General features: G+C 59.3%; 17 protein-coding genes. 12 read left to right on the top strand and 5 right to left on the bottom strand.

The features are described 5' to 3' along the window. Positions 1 to 73: 73 nt before the first annotated feature. Together ACW9IR_RS22505 and ACW9IR_RS22500 are read right to left on the bottom strand one after the other, a co-directional pair. A complete protein-coding gene (locus ACW9IR_RS22505) occupies positions 74 to 715 on the bottom strand; it encodes a response regulator (RefSeq protein WP_191631882.1) in 642 nt (213 codons plus the stop codon). A 115-nt stretch (positions 716 to 830) separates the two neighbouring features. Further along, positions 831 to 3,227, bottom strand: a complete 2,397-nt coding sequence (locus tag ACW9IR_RS22500) for a PAS domain-containing sensor histidine kinase (protein ID WP_457465161.1) — start codon at positions 3,225 to 3,227, stop codon at positions 831 to 833. A 73-nt stretch (positions 3,228 to 3,300) separates the two neighbouring features. Here ACW9IR_RS22500 and ACW9IR_RS22495 point away from each other — a divergent pair, with 73 nt between their 5' ends. After that, positions 3,301 to 4,284 (top strand): alpha/beta hydrolase family protein, encoded by a 984-nt coding sequence (locus tag ACW9IR_RS22495; protein WP_457465160.1) that lies wholly within the window; start codon positions 3,301 to 3,303, stop codon positions 4,282 to 4,284. A 138-nt stretch (positions 4,285 to 4,422) separates the two neighbouring features. Here ACW9IR_RS22495 and ACW9IR_RS22490 read toward each other — a convergent pair whose 3' ends face one another. From ACW9IR_RS22490 to ACW9IR_RS22480, 3 genes are read right to left on the bottom strand one after another with little or no spacing between them, the layout of a single operon-like run. Then, positions 4,423 to 5,190, bottom strand: a complete 768-nt coding sequence (locus tag ACW9IR_RS22490; RefSeq protein WP_457465159.1) for a TerB family tellurite resistance protein — start codon at positions 5,188 to 5,190, stop codon at positions 4,423 to 4,425. 1 nt (position 5,191) lies between these two features. Continuing rightward, entirely contained in the window at positions 5,192 to 5,863 is a 672-nt protein-coding gene (murU, locus tag ACW9IR_RS22485; RefSeq protein ID WP_095122624.1) for an N-acetylmuramate alpha-1-phosphate uridylyltransferase MurU, read from the bottom strand. Then, positions 5,860 to 6,879, bottom strand: a complete 1,020-nt coding sequence (locus ACW9IR_RS22480; protein WP_457465158.1) for an aminoglycoside phosphotransferase family protein — start codon at positions 6,877 to 6,879, stop codon at positions 5,860 to 5,862. The genes murU and ACW9IR_RS22480 overlap by 4 nt, the downstream gene beginning before the upstream one ends. A 130-nt stretch (positions 6,880 to 7,009) precedes the next feature. Between ACW9IR_RS22480 and ACW9IR_RS22475 the strand changes: the two genes are divergently transcribed. The 11 genes from ACW9IR_RS22475 (at position 7,010) to ACW9IR_RS22425 (ending at position 21,119) form a co-directional block, all read left to right on the top strand. After that, positions 7,010 to 9,823, top strand: a complete 2,814-nt coding sequence (locus tag ACW9IR_RS22475; RefSeq protein WP_457465157.1) for an LPS-assembly protein LptD — start codon at positions 7,010 to 7,012, stop codon at positions 9,821 to 9,823. Continuing rightward, positions 9,804 to 11,120, top strand: coding sequence for a peptidylprolyl isomerase SurA (surA, locus tag ACW9IR_RS22470; protein ID WP_141234595.1), 1,317 nt, complete (start codon positions 9,804 to 9,806; stop codon positions 11,118 to 11,120). The genes ACW9IR_RS22475 and surA overlap by 20 nt, the downstream gene beginning before the upstream one ends. Beyond that, positions 11,117 to 12,106, top strand: coding sequence for a 4-hydroxythreonine-4-phosphate dehydrogenase PdxA (pdxA, locus tag ACW9IR_RS22465; protein ID WP_102900137.1), 990 nt, complete (start codon positions 11,117 to 11,119; stop codon positions 12,104 to 12,106). The genes surA and pdxA overlap by 4 nt, the downstream gene beginning before the upstream one ends. After that, a complete protein-coding gene (rsmA, locus tag ACW9IR_RS22460; RefSeq protein WP_457465156.1) occupies positions 12,103 to 12,921 on the top strand; it encodes a 16S rRNA (adenine(1518)-N(6)/adenine(1519)-N(6))-dimethyltransferase RsmA in 819 nt (272 codons plus the stop codon). Before pdxA ends, rsmA begins: the two co-directional genes overlap by 4 nt. Before the next feature lie 113 nt (positions 12,922 to 13,034). Further along, positions 13,035 to 13,415: a Co2+/Mg2+ efflux protein ApaG gene (gene apaG / locus ACW9IR_RS22455; protein ID WP_095122614.1), complete on the top strand. Its 381-nt coding sequence runs from the start codon at positions 13,035 to 13,037 to the stop codon at positions 13,413 to 13,415. After that, a complete protein-coding gene (locus ACW9IR_RS22450; RefSeq protein ID WP_095122612.1) occupies positions 13,415 to 14,296 on the top strand; it encodes a symmetrical bis(5'-nucleosyl)-tetraphosphatase in 882 nt (293 codons plus the stop codon). The genes apaG and ACW9IR_RS22450 overlap by 1 nt, the downstream gene beginning before the upstream one ends. Positions 14,297 to 14,329: 33 nt before the next feature. After that, on the top strand, positions 14,330 to 14,659 hold the full coding sequence (glpE, locus tag ACW9IR_RS22445) for a thiosulfate sulfurtransferase GlpE (RefSeq protein ID WP_016983139.1): 330 nt from the start codon (positions 14,330 to 14,332) through the stop codon (positions 14,657 to 14,659). A gap of 297 nt (positions 14,660 to 14,956) precedes the next feature. Continuing rightward, positions 14,957 to 16,879 carry a PrkA family serine protein kinase gene (locus tag ACW9IR_RS22440; protein WP_007910115.1) on the top strand — a complete coding sequence of 641 codons (1,923 nt, stop codon included), beginning with the start codon at positions 14,957 to 14,959 and terminating at the stop codon, positions 16,877 to 16,879. Between the two features lie 121 nt (positions 16,880 to 17,000). Further along, complete coding sequence (locus ACW9IR_RS22435) at positions 17,001 to 18,272, top strand: YeaH/YhbH family protein (protein WP_007910114.1); 1,272 nt, start codon at positions 17,001 to 17,003, stop codon at positions 18,270 to 18,272. Continuing rightward, a complete protein-coding gene (locus ACW9IR_RS22430; RefSeq protein ID WP_110720724.1) occupies positions 18,269 to 19,831 on the top strand; it encodes a SpoVR family protein in 1,563 nt (520 codons plus the stop codon). The genes ACW9IR_RS22435 and ACW9IR_RS22430 overlap by 4 nt, the downstream gene beginning before the upstream one ends. Before the next feature lie 64 nt (positions 19,832 to 19,895). After that, positions 19,896 to 21,119 (top strand): multifunctional CCA addition/repair protein, encoded by a 1,224-nt coding sequence (locus ACW9IR_RS22425; RefSeq protein WP_457465155.1) that lies wholly within the window; start codon positions 19,896 to 19,898, stop codon positions 21,117 to 21,119. The last annotated feature ends 46 nt before the right edge of the window (positions 21,120 to 21,165 follow it).

The following is a 21,165-nucleotide window of genomic DNA, read 5'->3' as shown; positions in this document are numbered from 1 at the left end:
AGCCAACACTTCAGTGAATGATCCACCGCTATCGCGAGCAGGCTCACTCCTACAGTTTTGACCGCAGTGATTGTCAGAGGAGTTTGTGTTCCATCGCGTATTTGACCAGTTCGGCCAGCGAGGTGATGTTGAGCTTTTGCATCAGCCGCGCCTTGTGGGTGCTGATGGTCTTGCTACTCAGCGCCAGTTGCTGGGCAATGTCGTTGACATTGGCGCCTTGGGCCAAGCGTTCGAACACCGAGAATTCGCGTTCGGACAATAGCGAATGCAGTGGCCGGGCATCGGTCAGGCCGACTTCGAAGACCATGCGATCGGCCAGATCCGGATCGATGTAACGCCCACCCGCCGCGACCTTGCGAATGGCGGTCAGCAACAGCGCCGGATCGCTGTCCTTGGTCGCATACCCGGCCGCGCCGACCTTGAGCGCCCGCGCGGCCATCTGCGCTTCGTCATGCATCGACAGCACCAGAATCGCCGGCGGATTGTTCAGTGCACGGATGCGCGGTATCGCTTCGAGGCCATTGACCCCTGGCATGGAAATGTCGAGTAGCACCACTTCGCACGGAATATGGCGCAGGGTCTCGAGCAATTGCTCGCCATTGCTCGCCTCGCCCACCACTTGCAGATCCTTGGCCAGGCCGATCAATTGCTTGATGCCCTCACGGACGATGGTGTGGTCTTCGGCTACCAGTACACGGATCACGGTTTTCTCCATTGTTCGAATTCAGCACCAGCATCATTCGCGAGCAAGCTCGCTCCCACATTGGAATGCATTTCTCTGTGGGAGCGAGCTTGCTCGCGAAGAGGCCAGCGCCGACACCACAAAACCCTCAGACCTCACTCACCGGCACCCGCACCACCAGACTGGTGCCCTCCCCCGGCTCACTCTCCAGCGTCAGCCGTCCACCCATGATCAGCACCCGCTCACGCATGCCCACCAGTCCAAACGACGTCGGCCGACCGGCAGCGGGGACAAATCCTACGCCATCATCACTGACCGTCAGACACAATTCGTCGCCTTCCAGCGCCAGCGTCAGTTCCACAGTATGCGCTTGGGCATGGCGCATCACATTGGTCAGCGCCTCCTGCAAGATCCGGAACAGACCAATCGCCTTGGCATCACTGAGCGCCGGCAGATTGTCCGGCACCTGCACCAGACACGGTATCTGTGTGCGCGCCTCGAAACGCCGCGCCTGCCATTCGATCGCCGACGCAATCCCGGCATCGAGAATCGGCGGTCGCAATGCCGTCGCCACATCGCGCACCAACTGGAACAGCTGGGCGATCAGGCGCTTCATGCTGTTCAACCGCTCGTTCAGCCCCGGATCGAGTTGCGCGTAGGCCAATTCGCACATCGATGTCTCCAGTTTCAGCACCGTCAACATCTGCCCCAGCTCATCGTGCACCTCGCGGGCGATCCGCGCCTTCTCTTCTTCGCGCACGCTCTCAAGGTGCGCCGACAGTTCACGCAGTTGCTCGCGCGACGCCGCCAGCTCCAGCTCGATACGCTTGCTTTCGGTGATGTCCCAAACGATGCCGTCCCAGACGTACGCGCCATCTTCAAGTTGCCGGGTGATCGCCTTGATCTCGGCCCAGCGCTGCTCGCCCTGACGCGTGAGGATTCGGCCCTGCCATGACCAATCGCTGTCGGTGTCCAGCGCCTGATCCTGAGTTTGGTGATAACTGGCCTTGTCGTCGGGATGCACCAGGCTGCGCAGACCCATGTCGCGATGCGCGATAGCGGCCGGTGCGTAGCCGACCAGACTTTCACTGCCCTCACTGATGTAGGCAAAGTCGATCTGCCCGGTCACCGGCGCCCGCTCCAGACGGAAGACCAGCCCCGGCACGTTGGCGGCGATACCTTGCAGGCGCGCCTCGCTTTCCTGCAACGCCGCCAGTGCACGGCGGCGCTCGGTGACATCCGTGAGGTAAACCACCAGATATTCGCTGTCGCGAAAACGCAGAAAACTCAGCGAAACATCCGCAGGCAAGACACTGCCATCGGCGCGCACGCAACTGGTTTCAAAACTCAGCGGCCCCTCTTCGCTGGCCCGTGCGCGCTTCCATAGATTGAGCCAGCGATCCATGTGCAGACCCGGCTCAAAGTCGATCAGCGGGCGCTCGATCAATCCGCCTGAGGGATAACCGAGCATGACTTCCGCCGCACGATTGGCGTAGCGCACATGGCTGTCCCAGTTGACCCAGAGGATGCCGACAGTGCTTTGATCGATGGAGAACTGCGTCAACCGCAGCGCTTCTTCGCTGGCCGCGCGCAAGGCGATGTCTTCCCGGGCGGCCAGCAGCCGCTGTTCGAGGCTGTGCTGTTGGCGGCGCTGCCAGAATACGATCGCGACACAACTCAACAGCATTACCGCGAACAACAGACTGAGGTTCTGCCAGAAGCCCGGTGACTCCGAGAGTCGTGGATATTTCGGTTGCAGCCATTGGCTGTGCAATTGCTCCAGATCCTTGGCCGGGATTGCACGCAAGGCGCTTTGGACGATGCCAGCCAACTCTGGCCAATCGCGGCGCGAGCCGACTCGCAACAGTTGCGGCAGGCCGATATCGCCGACCACCACCAGTTCGGCGAACTCCGGTTCTACCGACAAGCGTCCGAGCTGCGCCTCATCGACCACGGCGTAAGTGGCCTGCTGACTCAACAGCAACTGCAAGGCCTGACGCTCCAGCGGCACACCTTGCAGATTCAAATGCGGATAGTTGCCGCGCAGATAGTCGGCGGTGCTGCTGGGCATGCGCACGGCGACGCGGGTCTGGCTGTCGAGTTTCTCCAGATCGACCACACTACTGGCCTTCTGGTCGCTGACCACCAGTTGCGGGACACGCATGTAAGGATCGGAGAACTGCCACAGGCGCAGCGCACTCGGGGTCTGACTCAGGCCCGGAGCGATATCGATCTCGCCCTCACGCACGGCGGCTTCCAATTGCGCGAGATCCTGAAAATTGCGCCAGCTCAATTCGACATTGAGCGTCTTGGCCAACAACTTCATCAGCTCGACGTTGGCCCCCGACAACCGCTGCAAGCGCCGGTCGTATAGCGCGTACGGCGCTTGCAACACCAGGCCGACGCGCAATTCATTGTGCTGCGCCAGCCATTGCTGCTGGCTCGCCGACAACTGTGCGAGATGAGACGGCGGCGCAGGCGCCGCCCAGCCCATCAAGGGAAAGCACAAACAGCCGATAACCCACAGGCAGCAAAATCGCTTCATTGAAGTCTCATACACTGACAAATTCTGACCAACCCATTAGGCTGCCGGGATACTTTCTGGCCTGGAATAACCGATGCCCTCTGTTTACCGCCTGGCAATGCCAGCATTGTGCCTGTCGCTGCTCCTGCCTTGTGCGTTTTCCGTCAACGCCGCCGACCCCGCCCCTGCGGCGGAAAAACCGGCAGAAGAAAAACCGGCCGAACGCCAGCCACTGCTTGAGCGTAGTCAGGAAGAGGCCGCCGCACTGGAACGTAAAGTCCCGGCGCAAGAACAGCAACAGTTGCAGGCCGGCAGCGACACCTTTCTCGCCCTGTGGAAACCGGCCAACACCGCCGAGCCCAAAGGCGCGGTGATCATCATCCCCGGCGCCGGCGAAACCGCTGACTGGCCGCAGGCAATCGGCCCATTGCGACAAAAACTGCCAAACGCCGACTGGAGCAGCCTTAGCATCACGCTGCCAGATCTGCAAAGCGATGCGATTGCCCCGCGTGTAATTGAGCCAGCCGCAGCGCCGAAGGCACCGGAAAGCGGCAGCAAGGATGCCACCACTGCACAACCGATCGAGCAGGCGGCGGGTGGTGAAGCCGAAGTGGCGGATCAAGTGGTCGCCGAAACCACTGAAGAACAATCCAAGGCAGACGCAGAACGAATCTTCGCGCGCATCGACGCGGCGATTGCCTACGCCGAGCAGCAGAGCGCACGCAGCATAGTCGTGCTCGGACACGGCACCGGTGCCTATTGGGCCGCGCGCTACTTGAGCGAAAAACAAACTTCGCAGGTCGAAAAGTTCGTCATGGTTGATGTGCAGACACCGACCAAGGCCAAACCGGCGCTGGTAGAACTGACACCGACGCTGAAACTGCCGACCGTGGATATTTTCTACATGGACAAGCCGCTGGATCGCAACGCTGCGCTGGAGCGCATGCAGGCGAGCAAACGTTTGAAGACTTCGGCGTTCAGCCAGGTCGCGCTCAAGGCTTTGCCGGATAACAAGGCAGAACAGGAACAGCTGTTCCGCCGGGTGCGTGGCTGGTTGAATCCGCAGAACACGGACTGACCGAATAAGACCGAGGCGCCTTCATTCGCGAGCAAGCTCGCTCCCACACTTGATCACTTTCCCTGAGCTGGAATGCGTTCGAATGTGGGAGCGAGCTTGCTCGCGAAGGGGCCATCACCGGCAACACAGCTCTAACGGTTAGCGAAAATCCCGCCGCTCACGAATCAACGTGTAGGCACTGTGCAACTCGCGGGTTTTCTCGGTCGCTTCACGCACCTGCAATGGCGTCGCTCCCGTACCGGCAATCTTGTCCGGGTGATGACGACTGAGCAGACGTCGATAGGCCCGTTTGATCTGCGCCGGTTCACTCGACGCCGACACGCCCAATAAACGCATCGCCTCCTGATAGCTCACCGCGGCACTGACGATCGGTCGTTTACCCGGCTCGTAATCACTGGCCAATGCCTGCACCTGATGTGTCGTCCAGCCCAGCCACTTGCCCCACTGCGCCAGCAATTCACGCTCACTGACACCCGCGCGGCCATCGGCCCAGACCATCCGCCAACAGGCGCGCAACACACCTTCGGCGGCATGCGGCTGGGTGCTGAGGCGGCGCAGATAACCGCGCAGACTGTCACTGCCGGACTTGCCGCGGTTGAACGCGGCAATTGCACGACGCGTCGCCGGCTCACCCATTTCCAGCGCACGCATCTCGTTGCGCGCCTGCTGGATATGGCCATCGGTGACTCGACCGTCACTCTTGGCCAGACGGCCGAGCAACACAAACAACAGCTCGTCGTTACGCAACATCGGCCGACCGCCGAGTTTTTCCCGCAGATGCCCCCAGCTCTGCAAGTGCAAACGCCGATCCAGCGCTTGCCCCAACAATGCCCCAAGCATGGCCCCCGGAATGCTGGCAATCGCAAAACCCGCTCCGGCTCCAATCAGAGTCCCTGGCCACAACATGTCAGCGACTCGCTTCTATCAAGGTTTCAGCTTCGGCCAGACGCTCGTGCGTACCGACATCGACCCAGTGACCTTTCAGACGCTCGCCCGTGACTTCGCCAGCCGCCATGGCGTTGCGCAACAGCGGTGCCAGTTTGAAAGCACCGTCGGCGCAGCCGTCGAACAACTGAGGATGCAGCACCGCGATGCCGCTGTAGGTCAGGGTTGCAGCGTCCGGCTGACCGTCGTGCACCTTGCCATCGACCAAAGTGAAATCTCCACTCGGGTGATGCGCCGGGTTGTCCGCCAGCACCAGATGCGCCAGGCCGTTGATCGGCTGGTGCAGCACGCTGAAATCGTAATCGGTCCAGATATCACCGTTGACCACCAGAAAGGCATCATCGCCGAGCAGCGGCAGCGCACGGAAAATCCCGCCGCCGGTTTCCAGTGGCTCACCTTCCGGCGAGTACTGAATGCTCACGCCAAACTGCGAACCGTCACCCAGGTAATCTTCGATCTGCTGGCCGAGCCAGGCGTGGTTGATGACGATCTCGTTGAACCCCGCGGCCGCGAGGGCGCGCAGGTGATATTCGATCAGGGGGACGCCGCCGGCACGCACCAGCGGTTTCGGAGTGGTCAGGGTCAGCGGGCGCATGCGCTCGCCTTTGCCTGCCGCCAGAATCATTGCCTTCATGCCGTCGCTCCAACCCGCAGGCTGGTGAACAGCGTTTGCAGTTCCGCCAGTTCAGGACGACGCGCAATCACCGCTTCTATATAAGAGAAGAAACGCGGCACGTCGGCCAGATAACGCGGCTTGCCGTCGCGGTGACAGATGCGGGCAAAGATGCCGATGACTTTCAGGTGACGCTGCACGCCCATCAGATCGCTGGCGCGCAGGAAGTCTTCGAAGTCCGGCTGCACCGGGATGTTCAGCGCCGAGGCTTGTTGCCAGTAACTTTCCAGCCAGCCTCGTACGCGTTCTTCAGGCCAGCTGAGAAACGCATCTTTGAACAGACAGGTCACGTCGTAGGTCACCGGACCATAGACCGCATCCTGGAAATCCAGCACACCGGGATTCGGCTCGCTGATCATCAGGTTGCGCGGCATGTAGTCGCGGTGCACCAGCACTTTCGGCTGCGCAAGGGCGCTGTCGATCAACAGGTCGCTGACGTGTTGCCATTGTTGCTGCTGGGTCGCGTCGAACTCGATCCCGAGCTCACGCTTCACGTACCACTCGGGGAACAGTTCCAGTTCACGGCGCAGCAACGCCACGTCGTAACTCGGCAACGGCGCGACCATCGGCAACTGCTGAAAAGCCAGCAGCGCTTGCAGGGCATCGTCGAACAAAGCGTCGGCATTCTCGCCATCGATCACGTCGAGATAGGTCTTGTTGCCCAGGTCATTGAGCAAAAGAAAACCGCGTTCGAGGTCTTCGGCATAAATTTTCGGCACGTTTATTCCGGATTTCGCCAGCAAAAAGGCGATATCCACGAACGGTTTGCAGTTTTCCTGGGGCGGCGGCGCGTCCATCACGACAAAGCTGCGACCCTCACCTTCCCAACGGAAGTAACGGCGAAAACTCGCGTCGCTGCTGGCCGCAGTCAACGTGGCCGGGGGCACGGCGCCCCAGCCCTGATCTGCAAACAGGTTTGCCAACTGCTCATCGAGCCAAACTTTCAGGTGTTGCAAGCGTACATCTTGGTCAGGCATTGCAAGGGTCTCCGACGGCGCTAGCCGTCAAGCGGGTCATGCTTTATTATCCAGCATCTTTTTCAGACCATCGAGAGGCGTGCGGCCCACACCGCGGGCAGATGGCACGCAGGAAGCCCGGACTAATAAGATGGCATTGAAATCCCCCGCGTTACGTAAAAAATTTCCGTTGTTGGTAACCGGCAGTCTGCTGGCTATGCAACCTCTGGCCAGTCAATTCGTTGTTGCCGCCGAGCAGTATGACTGCTCCGTCTCGGCTTCGGGTGGTTGGGCCTGTGCGCCCAAATCAACCGCTGCTGCGTTGCCGCCGCGCCCGGTGCATGACGGCAGTGCCGTCAGCGCCACTGGCGAAGCCGCGACCGAGAACGGTTCGGTTGCCGACACAGCGCCTAAAACGGCGCTGGTCACCGAAGCCAAGGGCCGCGGTCTGAAATCCCGTAGCGAAGACTTCAGTCACCTCGACTGGGTTCCGCGCGAGAAGCTCACCGCCGCCCAATTGGCCGAGACCGGGCCTTACTGCTCTGGTGCCTATATCGAACCGATTCGTCCTGGCATGAATGACAAGACGAACAAAAGCGATGCTCCGACCTTTATCGGCGCAAAAGCCTCGCGCTATAACACCGATGATCAAGTCGGTACGCTGGCCGGCGATGTCGTCCTGCGTCAGGGCAGCATGCAGGTCGAGTCCGACGAGGCCAGCCTGTATCAGGCCGAGAGCCGCGCCGAACTCAATGGCGATGTGCGCATCCGCGACAACGGCGCGCTGATCGTTGGCGACCACGCCGATGTGCAGCTCGACACCGGTGAAGCCAAAGTCGACAACGCCGAGTACGTGATGCACAAATCGCGTATCCGCGGCAACGCGCTGTACGCCAAGCGTGCGGAAAACGCGATCATCCGCCTGAAGGACGGCACGTACACCACGTGCGAACCGAACAGCAACGCCTGGCAGCTCAAGGGCAACAACATCACCTTGAACCCGGCTACCGGCTTCGGTACCGCGACCAACGTGACGTTGCGCGTAAAAGACATTCCGATTCTGTACACGCCGTACATCTATTTCCCGATCGATGATCGTCGCCAGTCGGGCTTCCTGCCGCCGACCATCGGCAGCGGCAGCGACACCGGCTTCATGCTGGTCACACCGTACTACTTCAACCTGGCGCCGAACTACGACGCCACGTTGTACCCGCGTTACATGAGCAAGCGTGGCATGTTGGTGGAAGGCGAATTCCGTTACCTGACCAAGTCGAGTGAAGGTCAGTTCGGTGCGGCTTACCTCAATGACGAGGACGATGATCGCAAGCGTCAGTCCGACTACAACGAGACTCGCTACATGTACAACTGGCAGCACAAGGGCGGTCTCGACTCCCGTGTGCTCACCCAGGTTGACTACACCAAGATCAGCGACCCTTATTACTTCCAGGATCTGCAGACCGATCAGATTGGGGTGAAATCCGAAGACTTCGTCAACCAGCAGGGTTCGGTTACCTATCGTGGTGACAGCTACACGGCTCGTCTGAATGCTCAGCAGTACCAACTGGCTACGGTTTCGAACATCACGCCGTATGGCCGTCTGCCGCAGATCACCTTCAATGGTCAACTGCCGTATCACCCGGAAGGTCTGAATTTCGATTACGAGACCGAGCTTGTCCGTTTCGACCGTGACCTGAGAAGTGGCACTTTTGTGCAGGAAGACGGCGTCACGACCGAGTCGCGGCTGGACAACAACGTTACGGGTCTGGCACGTGCCAATGGCGACCGTTTGAATCTCAAGCCGGGTGTCAGCCTGCCGATGAACTGGACTTATGGCTTCCTGAAGCCATCGCTGAAGTATCAGTACACCCAGTATCAACTGGATCTGGACGGTACCGGTAAACAAGACATCATTGACCAGCAGGCTGCAGCAGCACGTGATGGCACCAGATACGTAGGTGGCAAGTTCGGTAGCAACCAGAACCGTGGCGTACCAATTGCCAGCATCGACAGCGGCCTGTACTTCGACCGCAATACGTCTTTCTTCGGCAAGAACTATCGCCAGACACTGGAACCGCGACTGTTCTACCTCTATGTACCTGAGGAGAATCAGGAAGACATTCCTGTATTCGACACCAGCGAGTACACCTTCAACTACGCCTCGCTATTCCGCGACAACCGTTTCTCCGGCTCCGACCGTGTCGGCGACGAGAACAAACTGTCGCTGGGCGTAACCAGCCGCTGGATCGAAGACGACGGTTTCGAACGTCAACGCATCAGTGTCGGCCAGGCTCTGTACTTCAAGGATCGCGAAGTTCAACTGCCAGGTATCGACGCCAAAACCCGTGACAGCGCGAAATCCAACGTTTCGCCATATGCACTGGAATACGAATACCGCTGGAACCGCGACTGGCGCACCACTGCCGACTACAACTGGGATCCGGACAGCCGCAGCCCGCGTTCCGGCAGTGCGATGTTCCACTATCAGCCTGAAGACAACCCGAACAAGGTTATCAACGCCGGCTATCGCTATCGCAACGACCAGATCCGCTACGACCAGACAACGGGCAAGTGGCAGATGGGTGGCGACTACGGCACACCTGGCACAGCTGGCTATGTGAAGGACTACTACAAGATCCAGCAGCATGACTTCTCGGTCATCTGGCCGATCGTTCCGCAGTGGAACGCGATCAGCCGCTGGCAGTACGACTACAACCGCAACCGTACTCTGGAAGCCTTCGGTGGTTTCGAGTACGACAACTGCTGCTGGAAGTTGCGCTTGATCAACCGTTACTGGGTTTCCTATGACGAGTTCAGCCAGGATGCTCCGCAAAACGAAAAAGGCGACCATGGCGTCTTCCTCCAAATTGTTCTGAAGGGACTCGGCGGCCTCACCGGCGCCAAGGTAGAGAGCTTCCTCGACAAAGGCATTCAAGGTTATCGTGAACGTGAAGACCAAGCTTTCTGATTGTCTGCGCCCGCTGATGCTGGGCGCGCTGTTCCTGGGTACTGCGGCTAACGCCGCAGTTCAATCCATCGACAAAGTGGTAGCAATCGTCGACAACGACGTGGTCATGCAAAGCCAACTGGACCAGCGCGTCCACGAAGTGCAGCAGACCATCGCCAAGCGTGGCGGCGGTTTGCCGCCTCCTGGCGTACTGGATCAACAGGTGCTCGAGCGCCTGATCGTCGAAAACCTGCAACTGCAGATTGGCGAGCGTTCCGGCATCCGCATCACCGATGAAGAATTGAACCAGGCAGTCGGTACCATTGCTCAGCGCAACAACATGACGGTTGAGCAGTTCCGTGCTGCTCTGGCTCGCGACGGCCTGTCCTACGACGATGCCCGTGACCAGATCAAACGTGAAATGGTCATCAGCCGTGTGCGTCAGCGTCGCGTGGCAGAACGCATTCAGGTCTCCGAACAGGAAGTGAAAAACTTCCTCGCCTCCGACCTGGGCAAAATGCAACTGTCCGAAGAACTGCACCTGGCCAACATCCTGATCCCGACGCCGGAAAGCGCCAACTCTGACGCGATTCAGAGTGCTGCCCGTCAGGCCATGGAGGTTTACCAGCAGCTCAAGCAAGGCGCTGACTTCGGTCAGATGGCCGTTGCCAAATCCGGCAGCGACAACGCTCTGGAAGGCGGCGACATGGGCTGGCGTAAAGCCGCGCAACTGCCACCGCCGTTCGACCGCGAGCTGAGCAGCATGGCCGTCGGCGACATCACTCAACCTGCACGCACACCGGGTGGTTTCATCATCCTCAAGCTGCTGGCCAAGCGTGGTGGCGAAGCGCAGATGCGTGACGAAGTGCATGTTCGTCACATTCTGGTGAAGCCAAGCCCGATTCGTGATGAAGCGAAAACCAAAGCGCTGGTTCAATCTTTGTATGAACGCATCGTGGCCGGTGAAGACTTCGCCACTCTGGCGAAAAACTACTCAGAAGACCCGGGCTCGGCGCTTAACGGCGGCGACCTGAACTGGATCGACCCGAACGCATTGGTACCGGAATTCCGCGAAGTGATGGCCAAGACCCCACAAGGTCAGCTGTCCAAGCCGTTCCAGACCCAATACGGTTGGCACGTTCTGGAAGTCCTTGGCCGCCGCGCTACCGACAGCACCGAACAAGCCCGCGAGCAGCAAGCCATGACCGTACTGCGTAACCGCAAATACGACGAAGAGTTGCAAACCTGGCTGCGTCAGATCCGTGACGAAGCGTACGTAGAGATCAAACTCCCTGGTGCAGACCAGGCAGCGCAGTGAAACCCAAGCGTTTCGCGCTGACACCCGGCGAACCAGCCGGCATCGGTCCCGACCTGTGCCTGCTGCTCGCCTCGCAAGCCCAGCCACATCCCCTGATTGCCATCACCAGCCGCGACCTGCTCACCGAGCGGGCCGCGCAGCTGGGGCTGGCCGTCAACTTGCTGGATATCGGCCCGAATCACTGGCCGGACGCCCCGGCACCCGCAGGCAGCCTGTATGTCTGGGATACGCCGCTGAGCGCCCCCGTGGTTGCCGGGCAACTGGATAAGGCCAACGCTGCGTTCGTCCTCGAAACCCTGACCCGCGCCGGCAACGGCTGCCTCAACGGCGACTTCGCCGGGATGATTACCGCCCCTGTACACAAAGGCGTGATCAACGAGTCGGGCATCGCGTTCTCCGGACACACCGAATTCCTCGCCGACCTGACTCACACCGCCCAAGTGGTGATGATGCTCGCCACCCGTGGCTTGCGCGTGGCACTGGTCACCACTCACCTGCCCCTGCGCGAGATTGCCGATGCGATCACGCCAGAACGGCTGGAGCGGGTCACACGGATTCTGCACCACGACCTGCAAAACAAATTCGGCATCGCCCAGCCACGCATCCTGGTCTGCGGACTCAACCCGCACGCCGGTGAAGGCGGCCACTTGGGCCATGAAGAAATCGACATCATTGAACCGACATTAGAGCGCCTGCGCGGCGAGGGCATGGACCTTCGTGGCCCGCTGCCTGCCGACACTCTGTTTACCCCCAAATATCTGGAGCACTGCGACGCAGTGCTGGCGATGTACCACGACCAGGGTTTGCCTGTGCTCAAGTACAAAGGCTTCGGCGCTGCCGTCAACGTGACCCTTGGTCTGCCGATCATCCGCACGTCGGTCGATCACGGCACCGCCCTGGATCTGGCCGGTAGCGGCAAGATCGACACCGGCAGCCTGCAAGTCGCCCTGGAAACCGCCTACCAGATGGCCGAGACCCGTTTATGACCGAGCAATACCAACACAAGGCGCGCAAACGCTTTGGCCAGAACTTCCTGCACGATGCCGGCGTTATCGACCGTATCCTGCGCTCCATCAGCGCCAAGTCTGAAGACCGCCTGCTGGAAATCGGCCCGGGCCAGGGCGCATTGACCGCCGGCCTGCTGAACTCCGGCGCGCAACTCGATGTAGTGGAGCTGGACAAGGATCTGATCCCGATCCTCAACCAGCAGTTTGCCGGCAAGAGCAATTTCAACCTGCATCAGGGCGATGCACTGAAGTTCGACTTCAACAGCCTGAACGCCGCGCCGAATAGTCTGCGTGTGGTCGGCAACCTGCCGTACAACATTTCGACACCGCTGATTTTTCACCTGCTGAACAACGCCGGCATCATCCGCGACATGCACTTCATGCTGCAGAAAGAAGTGGTCGAACGTCTGGCTGCCGGCCCGGGCGGTGGTGACTGGGGTCGCCTGTCGATCATGGTTCAGTACCACTGCCGCGTAGAGCACCTGTTCAACGTTGGCCCGGGCGCGTTCAACCCGCCGCCTAAAGTCGATTCAGCCATCGTCCGACTGGTGCCGCACGCGGTACTGCCGCACCCGGCCAAGGATCACAAGCTACTGGAGCGAGTCGTGCGCGAAGCCTTCAACCAGCGTCGCAAAACATTGCGCAACACCCTCAAGCAATTGCTCAGCAACGCCGAAATCGAAGCCGCCGGCGTCGATGGCAGTCTGCGTCCGGAGCAACTGGATCTGGCCGCGTTCGTACGCCTGGCCGACCAGCTTGCGGTACAAGTCCCGGCCTCCCCCGCCGCCGACTGATAAACGATGAACGCTATCGGGCAGGACGCCACTCTGGTTTACTGCCCGATACTTGCCTAGACTGATTCCCCATCAGCTACGCCCCGCGTTCCGCTTCGTTTAAGGCCTCTTGCATGTCCGATTCCCGTTACCAGGTCGATGTCAGCGTCGTTACCCGCTATCTGGCAGACCAATCGCAACCCGAGCACGACCGCTTCGCCTTCGCCTACACCATCACTGTGCAGAACAATGGCGAGCAACCCGCACGCCTGATGTCACGGCATTGGGTGATCACCGATGGCGACGGCCATGTCGAAGAGGTGCGTGGCGCCGGCGTGGTGGGTCAGCAACCGTTGATCGATGCTGGCCAGAGTCATACCTACAGCAGCGGTACAGTGATGACCACCAAGGTCGGCACCATGCAGGGCACCTATGAAATGGTCGCCACTGACGGTAAACATTTCGACGCCATCATCAAACCTTTCCGCCTGGCGGTGCCCGGAGCCCTGCACTGATGGCAACGTATGCCGTTGGCGACCTGCAAGGCTGCCTCGAACCACTCAAGTGCCTGCTCAAGCAAGTAGCGTTCGACACGAAACTCGATCGGCTATGGCTGGTGGGTGATCTGGTCAATCGTGGCCCGCAGTCATTGGACACCCTGCGCTTTTTGTATGGCATGCGTGAATCGCTGGTCTGCGTGCTGGGCAATCACGATCTGCACCTGCTGGCTGCGGCTAAAAACATCGAGCGCCTGAAGAAGTCCGACACCCTGCGCGAGATTCTCGAAGCACCGGACAGTGCCGAGTTGCTGGAATGGGTGCGCCAACAAAAGCTCATGCACTACGACGAGCAGCGCGATGTCGCCATGGTCCACGCCGGCATACCACCACAATGGTCGCTGAGCCGCGCACTGAAGTGCGCCGCCGAAGTCGAATCGGCCCTGCGTGACGACAATCTGTTCCCTGCGTACCTCGACGGCATGTACGGCAACGACCCGGCGAAATGGGACAACGACCTTAAAGGCGTGACCCGCCTGCGCGTCATCACCAACTATTTCACGCGGATGCGCTTCTGCACTGCCGAGGGCAAGCTCGACCTCAAGAGCAAGGAAGGCCTCGACACCGCGCCCGCCGGTTACAAACCGTGGTTCCAGCATAAAGAGCGCAAGACGAAAGGTTTGCGAATCATCTTCGGCCACTGGGCGGCACTCGAAGGCAATATCCATGAGCCAGGTATCTCGGCGCTGGACACCGGTTGTGTCTGGGGCGGCAGCCTGACCCTGATGAATGTCGACAGCGGCGAACGGCTGTCGTGCAAATGCGACGAACACGGCGGACTCGCGCCAACTGTCGCACCACTTATCCCCCAAACTTCGCCAGTCAGCGCACCGCGTTAGACTGCGCTTTCAGCCGAGCAACAGGAACCCGCCATGAGCGAATTCAAACGAATCCCCCCGGAACAGGCCCAGGCCCTGCGTGAACAAGGTGCCGTCGTCGTCGACGTACGCGACCCGGCGACTTTCGCCGCCCTGCACATCAGCGGCTCGAAGCATCTGGACAATCATTCCCTGCACGCTTTCATTCAAGGCGCTGACCTTGATGCACCGACCGTGGTCGTCTGCTACCACGGCAACTCCAGCCAGGGTGCTGCGGCCTACCTGATCAGCCAAGGCTTCTCCGACGTTTACAGCATGGACGGCGGCTTCGAACTGTGGCGTACGACTTATCCTGCGGAAACTGCGCAAGGCACCGCCGAATAATTTTTTTGTCACGCGCAGGCCCCGGCTTCCGTGGGCCTGCGCGGGCAGACGAACGGTCTTGCCACAACTAATTACGTATCTCGCCTTTACCTCCCGAATTCCCAACTATCCTTAAGCCCAGGCCATCCAAATCAGGGGAGAGCCGGTACACCGGCGCACGGGTCATCGGGAGTGACTTTCACGATTGTCGATCGTGGAAGTGTTCTGGGGGGTAAACAAACAGCTGCCAAAACGGCTGTTTGCCAGCATCGACTGAGTGATCCGGCGTCGGCTCCACGTATCGAGCGAGGTGACGTCATGAGTATCTTTAGCCACTTCCAACAACGCTTCGAGTCCACACGCCAGGAAGAACTCTCGCTGCAAGAGTACCTGGAGCTGTGCAAGAAAGACCGTAGCGCCTACGTTTCCGCCGCCGAGCGTCTGTTACTGGCCATCGGCGAGCCGGAACTGCTCGACACCTCGACCAACTCGAGGCTGTCACGCATCTTCTCCAACAAGGTGATCCGTCGCTATCCGGCCTTTGAAGACTTCCACGGGATGGAAGAATGCATCGACCAGATCGTTTCGTATTTCCGCCATGCCGCCCAAGGCTTGGAAGAGAAGAAACAAATCCTCTATCTGCTCGGCCCCGTCGGCGGCGGTAAATCGTCCTTGGCCGAGAAGCTGAAACAACTGATTGAAAAAGTGCCCTTCTATGCGATCAAGGGCTCGCCGGTATTCGAATCACCACTGGGTCTGTTCAACGCCACCGAAGATGGCGCGATCCTCGAAGAAGACTTCGGTATCCCACGGCGCTACCTGAACACCATCATGTCGCCATGGGCGACCAAACGCCTGGCCGAATTCGGCGGCGACATCAGCCAGTTCCGCGTGGTCAAGCTGTACCCGTCGATCCTCAACCAGATCGCCGTGGCCAAGACCGAACCGGGTGACGAGAACAACCAGGACATCTCGGCGCTGGTCGGTAAGGTCGACATCCGCAAACTCGAGGAATACCCACAGAACGACGCCGACGCCTACAGCTACTCCGGTGCGCTGTGCCGGGCCAACCAGGGCCTGATGGAATTCGTCGAAATGTTCAAGGCACCGATCAAGGTGCTGCACCCATTGCTCACCGCGACTCAGGAAGGCAACTACAACAGTACCGAAGGCCTCGGCGCGATTCCGTTCACCGGGATCCTGCTCGCCCACTCCAACGAATCGGAATGGCACACCTTCCGCAACAACAAGAACAACGAAGCGTTCATCGACCGGATCTACATCGTCAAAGTGCCGTACTGCCTGCGCGTCAGTGACGAAGTGAAGATCTACGACAAACTGCTGTTCAACAGCTCCCTGGCCAAAGCGCATTGCGCGCCGGACACCTTGAAAATGCTGGCGCAGTTCACTGTCCTGTCACGCCTCAAGGAGCCGGAAAACTCCAACATCTATTCGAAGATGCGCGTCTACGACGGCGAAAACCTCAAGGACACCGATCCAAAGGCCAAGTCGATTCAGGAATACCGCGACTCGGCAGGTGTCGATGAAGGCATGAACGGTCTGTCGACCCGCTTCGCCTTCAAGATCCTCTCCAAGGTGTTCAACTTCGATCCACATGAAATCGCCGCCAACCCGGTGCACCTGCTCTATGTGCTGGAACAGCAAATCGAACAGGAACAGTTCCAGGCGGAAACCCGCGAGCGCTACCTGCGCTACCTGAAGGAATACCTGGCACCGCGTTATATCGAATTCATCGGCAAGGAGATCCAGACCGCGTACCTCGAGTCTTACAGCGAGTACGGCCAGAACATCTTCGACCGCTACGTGCTGTACGCCGACTTCTGGATTCAGGATCAGGAGTACCGCGACCCGGAAACCGGCGAAATCCTCAACCGCGTCGCGCTGAACGAAGAACTGGAGAAAATCGAGAAACCGGCCGGCATCAGCAATCCGAAGGATTTCCGCAACGAGATCGTCAACTTCGTATTGCGCGCGCGGGCCAACAACAACGGCAAGAACCCGACCTGGCTCAGCTACGAAAAACTGCGGGTGGTCATCGAGAAGAAAATGTTCTCCAACACCGAGGATCTGCTGCCGGTCATCAGCTTCAACGCCAAGGCCAGCAAGGAGGACCAACAGAAGCACAACGACTTCGTCACTCGCATGGTCGAACGTGGCTATACCGACAAACAGGTACGACTGCTGTCCGAATGGTACCTACGGGTCCGGAAGTCGCAGTGAAGCAGCAGCAAGCTTCCAGCTACGAGCTGCAAGAACAAAGCGCGTAACCCACTGATGCCCGGGAACCTGCTTTTACTTGCAGCTTGAGGCTCACAACTTGAAGCTGCCCGGAGGGCTTCCTATGAGTTATGTGATCGACCGACGTCTCAATGGCAAGAACAAGAGCACGGTGAACCGCCAGCGTTTCCTGCGGCGCTACCGCGACCACATCAAGAAGGCTGTCGAAGAGGCGGTCAGCCGGCGTTCCATTACCGATATGGAGCACGGCGAACAGATCAGCATTCCCGGTCGCGACATCGACGAACCGGTGCTTCACCATGGTCGCGGCGGCAAGCAGACCGTGGTTCATCCGGGGAACAAGGAATTCACCGCTGGCGAACACATCGCCCGCCCGCCGGGAGGTGGCGGCGGACGCGGCCCGGGCAAGGCCGGCAATTCCGGCGAGGGTATGGACGAGTTTGTCTTCCAGATCACCCAGGAAGAATTTCTCGAATTCATGTTCGAAGACCTTGAGCTGCCGAACCTGGTCAAGCGCAACCTCAGCGGCACCGACACCTTCAAAACCGTGCGCGCCGGCATCAGCAATGAAGGCAACCCGTCACGCATTAACATCATCCGCACCCTGCGTTCGGCCCACGCACGGCGCATTGCGCTGTCCGGCAGCAGCCGCGCCAAACTGCGCGAAGTCAAAGAAGAACTTGAACGTCTGAGACGCGAAGAGCCAGACAACTTCGGCGATATTCAGGAACTCGAGGCGGAAATCGAAAAACTCAGCGCGCGTATCCATCGCGTGCCGTTCCTCGACACCTTCGACTTGAAATACAACCTGCTGATCAAACAGCCAAACCCCAGTTCGAAAGCCGTCATGTTCTGCCTGATGGACGTTTCCGGCTCCATGACCCAGGCGACCAAGGACATCGCCAAACGCTTTTTCATCCTGTTGTACCTGTTCCTGAAAAGGAATTACGACAAGATCGACGTCGTGTTCATCCGTCACCACACCAGTGCCCGGGAAGTCGATGAAGAGGAGTTTTTCTACTCGCGGGAAACCGGCGGCACCATCGTTTCCAGTGCCCTGAAACTGATGCAGGAGATCATGGCCGAGCGTTACCCGAGCAACGAGTGGAACATCTACGCAGCCCAGGCTTCCGACGGCGACAACTGGAACGACGACTCGCCAATCTGCCGCGACATCCTGATCAACCAGATCATGCCATTTGTGCAGTACTACACTTACGTGGAGATCACCCCGCGCGAACATCAGGCCTTGTGGTACGAGTACGAACGCATCGCCGAAGCTTTCTCTGACACTTTTGCCCAGCAGCAACTGGTCTCGGCCGGGGATATCTATCCGGTCTTCCGTGAACTCTTCCAGCGCAGGTTAGTGACATGACCGCCAAAGAGCAGAAGCGCCAACCCATTTCCACCGGCTCCGAATGGACGTTCGAGCTGATCCAGACCTACGACCGCGAAATCGCCCGTATCGCGGCCCGCTATGCGCTGGATACCTACCCCAACCAGATCGAAGTGATCACCGCCGAGCAGATGATGGATGCGTATGCCTCGGTCGGCATGCCGCTGGGTTACCACCACTGGTCCTACGGTAAACACTTCCTCAGCACCGAAAAGTCCTACAGCCGTGGACAGATGGGTCTGGCCTACGAAATCGTGATCAACTCCGACCCGTGCATTGCCTATCTGATGGAAGAAAACACTATCTGCATGCAGGCGCTGGTGGTGGCGCATGCGTGCTACGGCCACAACAGTTTCTTCAAGGGCAACTACCTGTTCCGCACCTGGACCGATGCCAGCTCGATCATCGATTACCTGGTGTTCGCCAAGCAGTACATCATGCAGTGCGAAGAGCGCCACGGCATCGATGCCGTGGAAGACTTGCTCGACTCCTGCCATGCCCTGATGAACTACGGCGTCGACCGTTACAAGCGGCCGTACCCGATATCCGCCGAAGAGGAGCGGCGCCGACAGAAAGATCGCGAAGAGCATCTGCAGAAGCAGATCAACGATCTGTGGCGCACCATTCCCAAAGGGGCGGACAAGTACAGCGACAGGGACAACGCGCGCTTCCCGGCCGAGCCGCAGGAAAACATCCTGTACTTCATCGAGAAACACGCGCCGTTGCTTGAGCCATGGCAGCGCGAGATCGTGCGGATCGTGCGCAAGATCGCTCAGTATTTCTATCCACAGCGCCAGACTCAGGTAATGAACGAAGGCTGGGCGACGTTCTGGCACTACACGCTGATGAACGACCTGTACGACGAAGGGCTGGTCACCGACGGGTTCATGATGGAATTCCTCACCTCGCACACCAGCGTGGTGTTTCAACCGGGTTTCGACAGCCCCTACTACAACGGCATCAACCCCTACGCGCTGGGCTTCGCCATGTATCGGGACATCCGGCGCATGTGTGAAGAGCCTACCGAAGAAGATCGTCACTGGTTCCCGGAAATCGCCGGGACCGACTGGCTGTCGACCATCAAGTTCGCCATGAGCAGCTTCAAGGATGAGAGTTTCATCCTGCAGTATCTGTCGCCGAAGGTGATCCGTGACCTGAAACTGTTCAGCATCATGGATGACGATCAGAAGGATGACTTGTTGGTGCCTGCGATTCATGACGAACCCGGCTACCGGATCATTCGCGAAACCCTGGCCGCGCAGTACAACCTCGGCAACCGCGAGCCGAACGTGCAGATCTACAGCATTGATCGGCGCGGCGACCGCTCACTGACCTTGCGTCACCAACAGCACGACCGCAAACCATTGGGCGATTCCACCGAAGAAGTGCTCAAACACTTGCATCGCCTGTGGGGCTTCGACATTCACCTGGAAACCCTGCAAGGCGACCAGATCATGAAAACCCATCACGTTCCGCCACGCAGTGAACACAGCGAAGGGGATTACGGTCGGCTCGACCTCGCAGTCATTCATCTTTGAAAACGGTTCTGGCCTCCGAAAGTCCGGCGCAAGGGTTATCCTGTCGGGCTAACGGAGGTTTTTTATGCAGATTTTCAAGGTTGGCGGCGCGGTCCGTGATCGCTTGCTGGGCAAACCGGTCACGGACATTGATTGGGTGGTGGTCGGTGCCACCACGGAAGAGATGCTTGCCCAGGGTTATCGCCCCGTCGGCGCGGATTTCCCGGTGTTTCTTCATCCAAAAAGCGGCGAGGAATATGCCCTCGCCCGCACCGAGCGCAAAAGCGGGCGCGGTTATGGCGGCTTCACCTTTCACGCCAGCCCCGAAGTCACGCTTGAAGAAGACCTGATTCGCCGTGACCTGACCATCAACGCCATGGCTGAGGACGACCAGCAGAATCTGACCGATCCGTACCATGGCCAGCGCGATCTCGATGCTCGCATCCTGCGCCACGTATCGCCGGCGTTTGCCGAAGATCCCCTCCGAGTATTGCGCGTAGCCCGTTTCGCCGCGCGCTATGCCGAACTCGGTTTCACGGTCGCGCCAGAGACGCTGGAATTAATGCGGCAGCTCAGCGAGTCCGGCGAGCTGGAGGCGTTGACCGCCGAACGCAGCTGGAAAGAAATCTCCCGCGCCTTTATGGAAGATCAACCGCAGGTATTTATCCAAGTGCTTCGCGACTGTGGAGCGCTCAAGGTACTGATGCCAGAGGTCGACGCGCTGTTTGGCGTGCCGCAACCGGAAGCGCATCATCCGGAAATCGACACTGGCGTCCACACACTCAGCGTGCTCGAGCAGTCGGCGCTGCATAAACAACCGCTGACGGTACGTTGGGCCTGCCTGCTGCATGACCTCGGCAAAGGCCTCACACCGGAAGAAGAGTGGCCACGGCATATCGCTCATGAGCACACCGGACTGAAACTGATCAAAGCCGTAAACGAACGCTTCAAGGCGCCGAAGGATTGCCAGGAGTTGGCGCTATTGGTTGGCAAGTACCACACCCATGGCCACCGGGCGCTGGAGTTGAAGGCTTCAACGTTGCTGGAGTTGTTGCAGAGTTTTGATGTGTATCGTCGACCGCAGCGGTTTGAGGAGTTTATCGTCGCATGCGAAATGGACGCCCGAGGCCGCAAAGGGCTGGAACAGAGAAGTTATCCACAGGCGGATTATTTGCGCGGCGCTGCCAAGGTTGCGCGGGAAGTCGCGGTGCAACCGTTGCTGGAGAAGGGATTCAAGGGGCCGGAGCTGGGTGAGGCGCTAAAGCGTGAGCGGCTAAAGGCTTTGAAGTCTTACAAAGAGAACGCCTGAAGCATCAAAAGATCGCAGCCTGCGGCAGCTCCTACATGGGATTAAG

It is taken from the genome of Pseudomonas sp. SDT291_1_S447, assembly GCF_054070155.1.
This window is presented reverse-complemented; position numbering and strand designations above follow the sequence as displayed.

Coding starts and splice junctions, on each gene's coding strand:
- glpE (WP_016983139.1), top strand. CDS start 14,330: ATGAGCGAATTCAAACGAATCCCCCCGGAACAGGCCCAGGCCCTGCGT.
- ACW9IR_RS22425 (WP_457465155.1), top strand. CDS start 19,896: ATGCAGATTTTCAAGGTTGGCGGCGCGGTCCGTGATCGCTTGCTGGGC.
- apaG (WP_095122614.1), top strand. CDS start 13,035: ATGTCCGATTCCCGTTACCAGGTCGATGTCAGCGTCGTTACCCGCTAT.
- ACW9IR_RS22505 (WP_191631882.1), bottom strand. CDS start 715: ATGGAGAAAACCGTGATCCGTGTACTGGTAGCCGAAGACCACACCATC.
- murU (WP_095122624.1), bottom strand. CDS start 5,863: ATGAAGGCAATGATTCTGGCGGCAGGCAAAGGCGAGCGCATGCGCCCG.
- ACW9IR_RS22440 (WP_007910115.1), top strand. CDS start 14,957: ATGAGTATCTTTAGCCACTTCCAACAACGCTTCGAGTCCACACGCCAG.
- ACW9IR_RS22500 (WP_457465161.1), bottom strand. CDS start 3,227: ATGAAGCGATTTTGCTGCCTGTGGGTTATCGGCTGTTTGTGCTTTCCC.
- rsmA (WP_457465156.1), top strand. CDS start 12,103: ATGACCGAGCAATACCAACACAAGGCGCGCAAACGCTTTGGCCAGAAC.
- ACW9IR_RS22475 (WP_457465157.1), top strand. CDS start 7,010: ATGGCATTGAAATCCCCCGCGTTACGTAAAAAATTTCCGTTGTTGGTA.
- ACW9IR_RS22480 (WP_457465158.1), bottom strand. CDS start 6,879: ATGCCTGACCAAGATGTACGCTTGCAACACCTGAAAGTTTGGCTCGAT.
- ACW9IR_RS22495 (WP_457465160.1), top strand. CDS start 3,301: ATGCCCTCTGTTTACCGCCTGGCAATGCCAGCATTGTGCCTGTCGCTG.
- ACW9IR_RS22490 (WP_457465159.1), bottom strand. CDS start 5,190: ATGTTGTGGCCAGGGACTCTGATTGGAGCCGGAGCGGGTTTTGCGATT.
- ACW9IR_RS22450 (WP_095122612.1), top strand. CDS start 13,415: ATGGCAACGTATGCCGTTGGCGACCTGCAAGGCTGCCTCGAACCACTC.
- ACW9IR_RS22435 (WP_007910114.1), top strand. CDS start 17,001: ATGAGTTATGTGATCGACCGACGTCTCAATGGCAAGAACAAGAGCACG.
- ACW9IR_RS22430 (WP_110720724.1), top strand. CDS start 18,269: ATGACCGCCAAAGAGCAGAAGCGCCAACCCATTTCCACCGGCTCCGAA.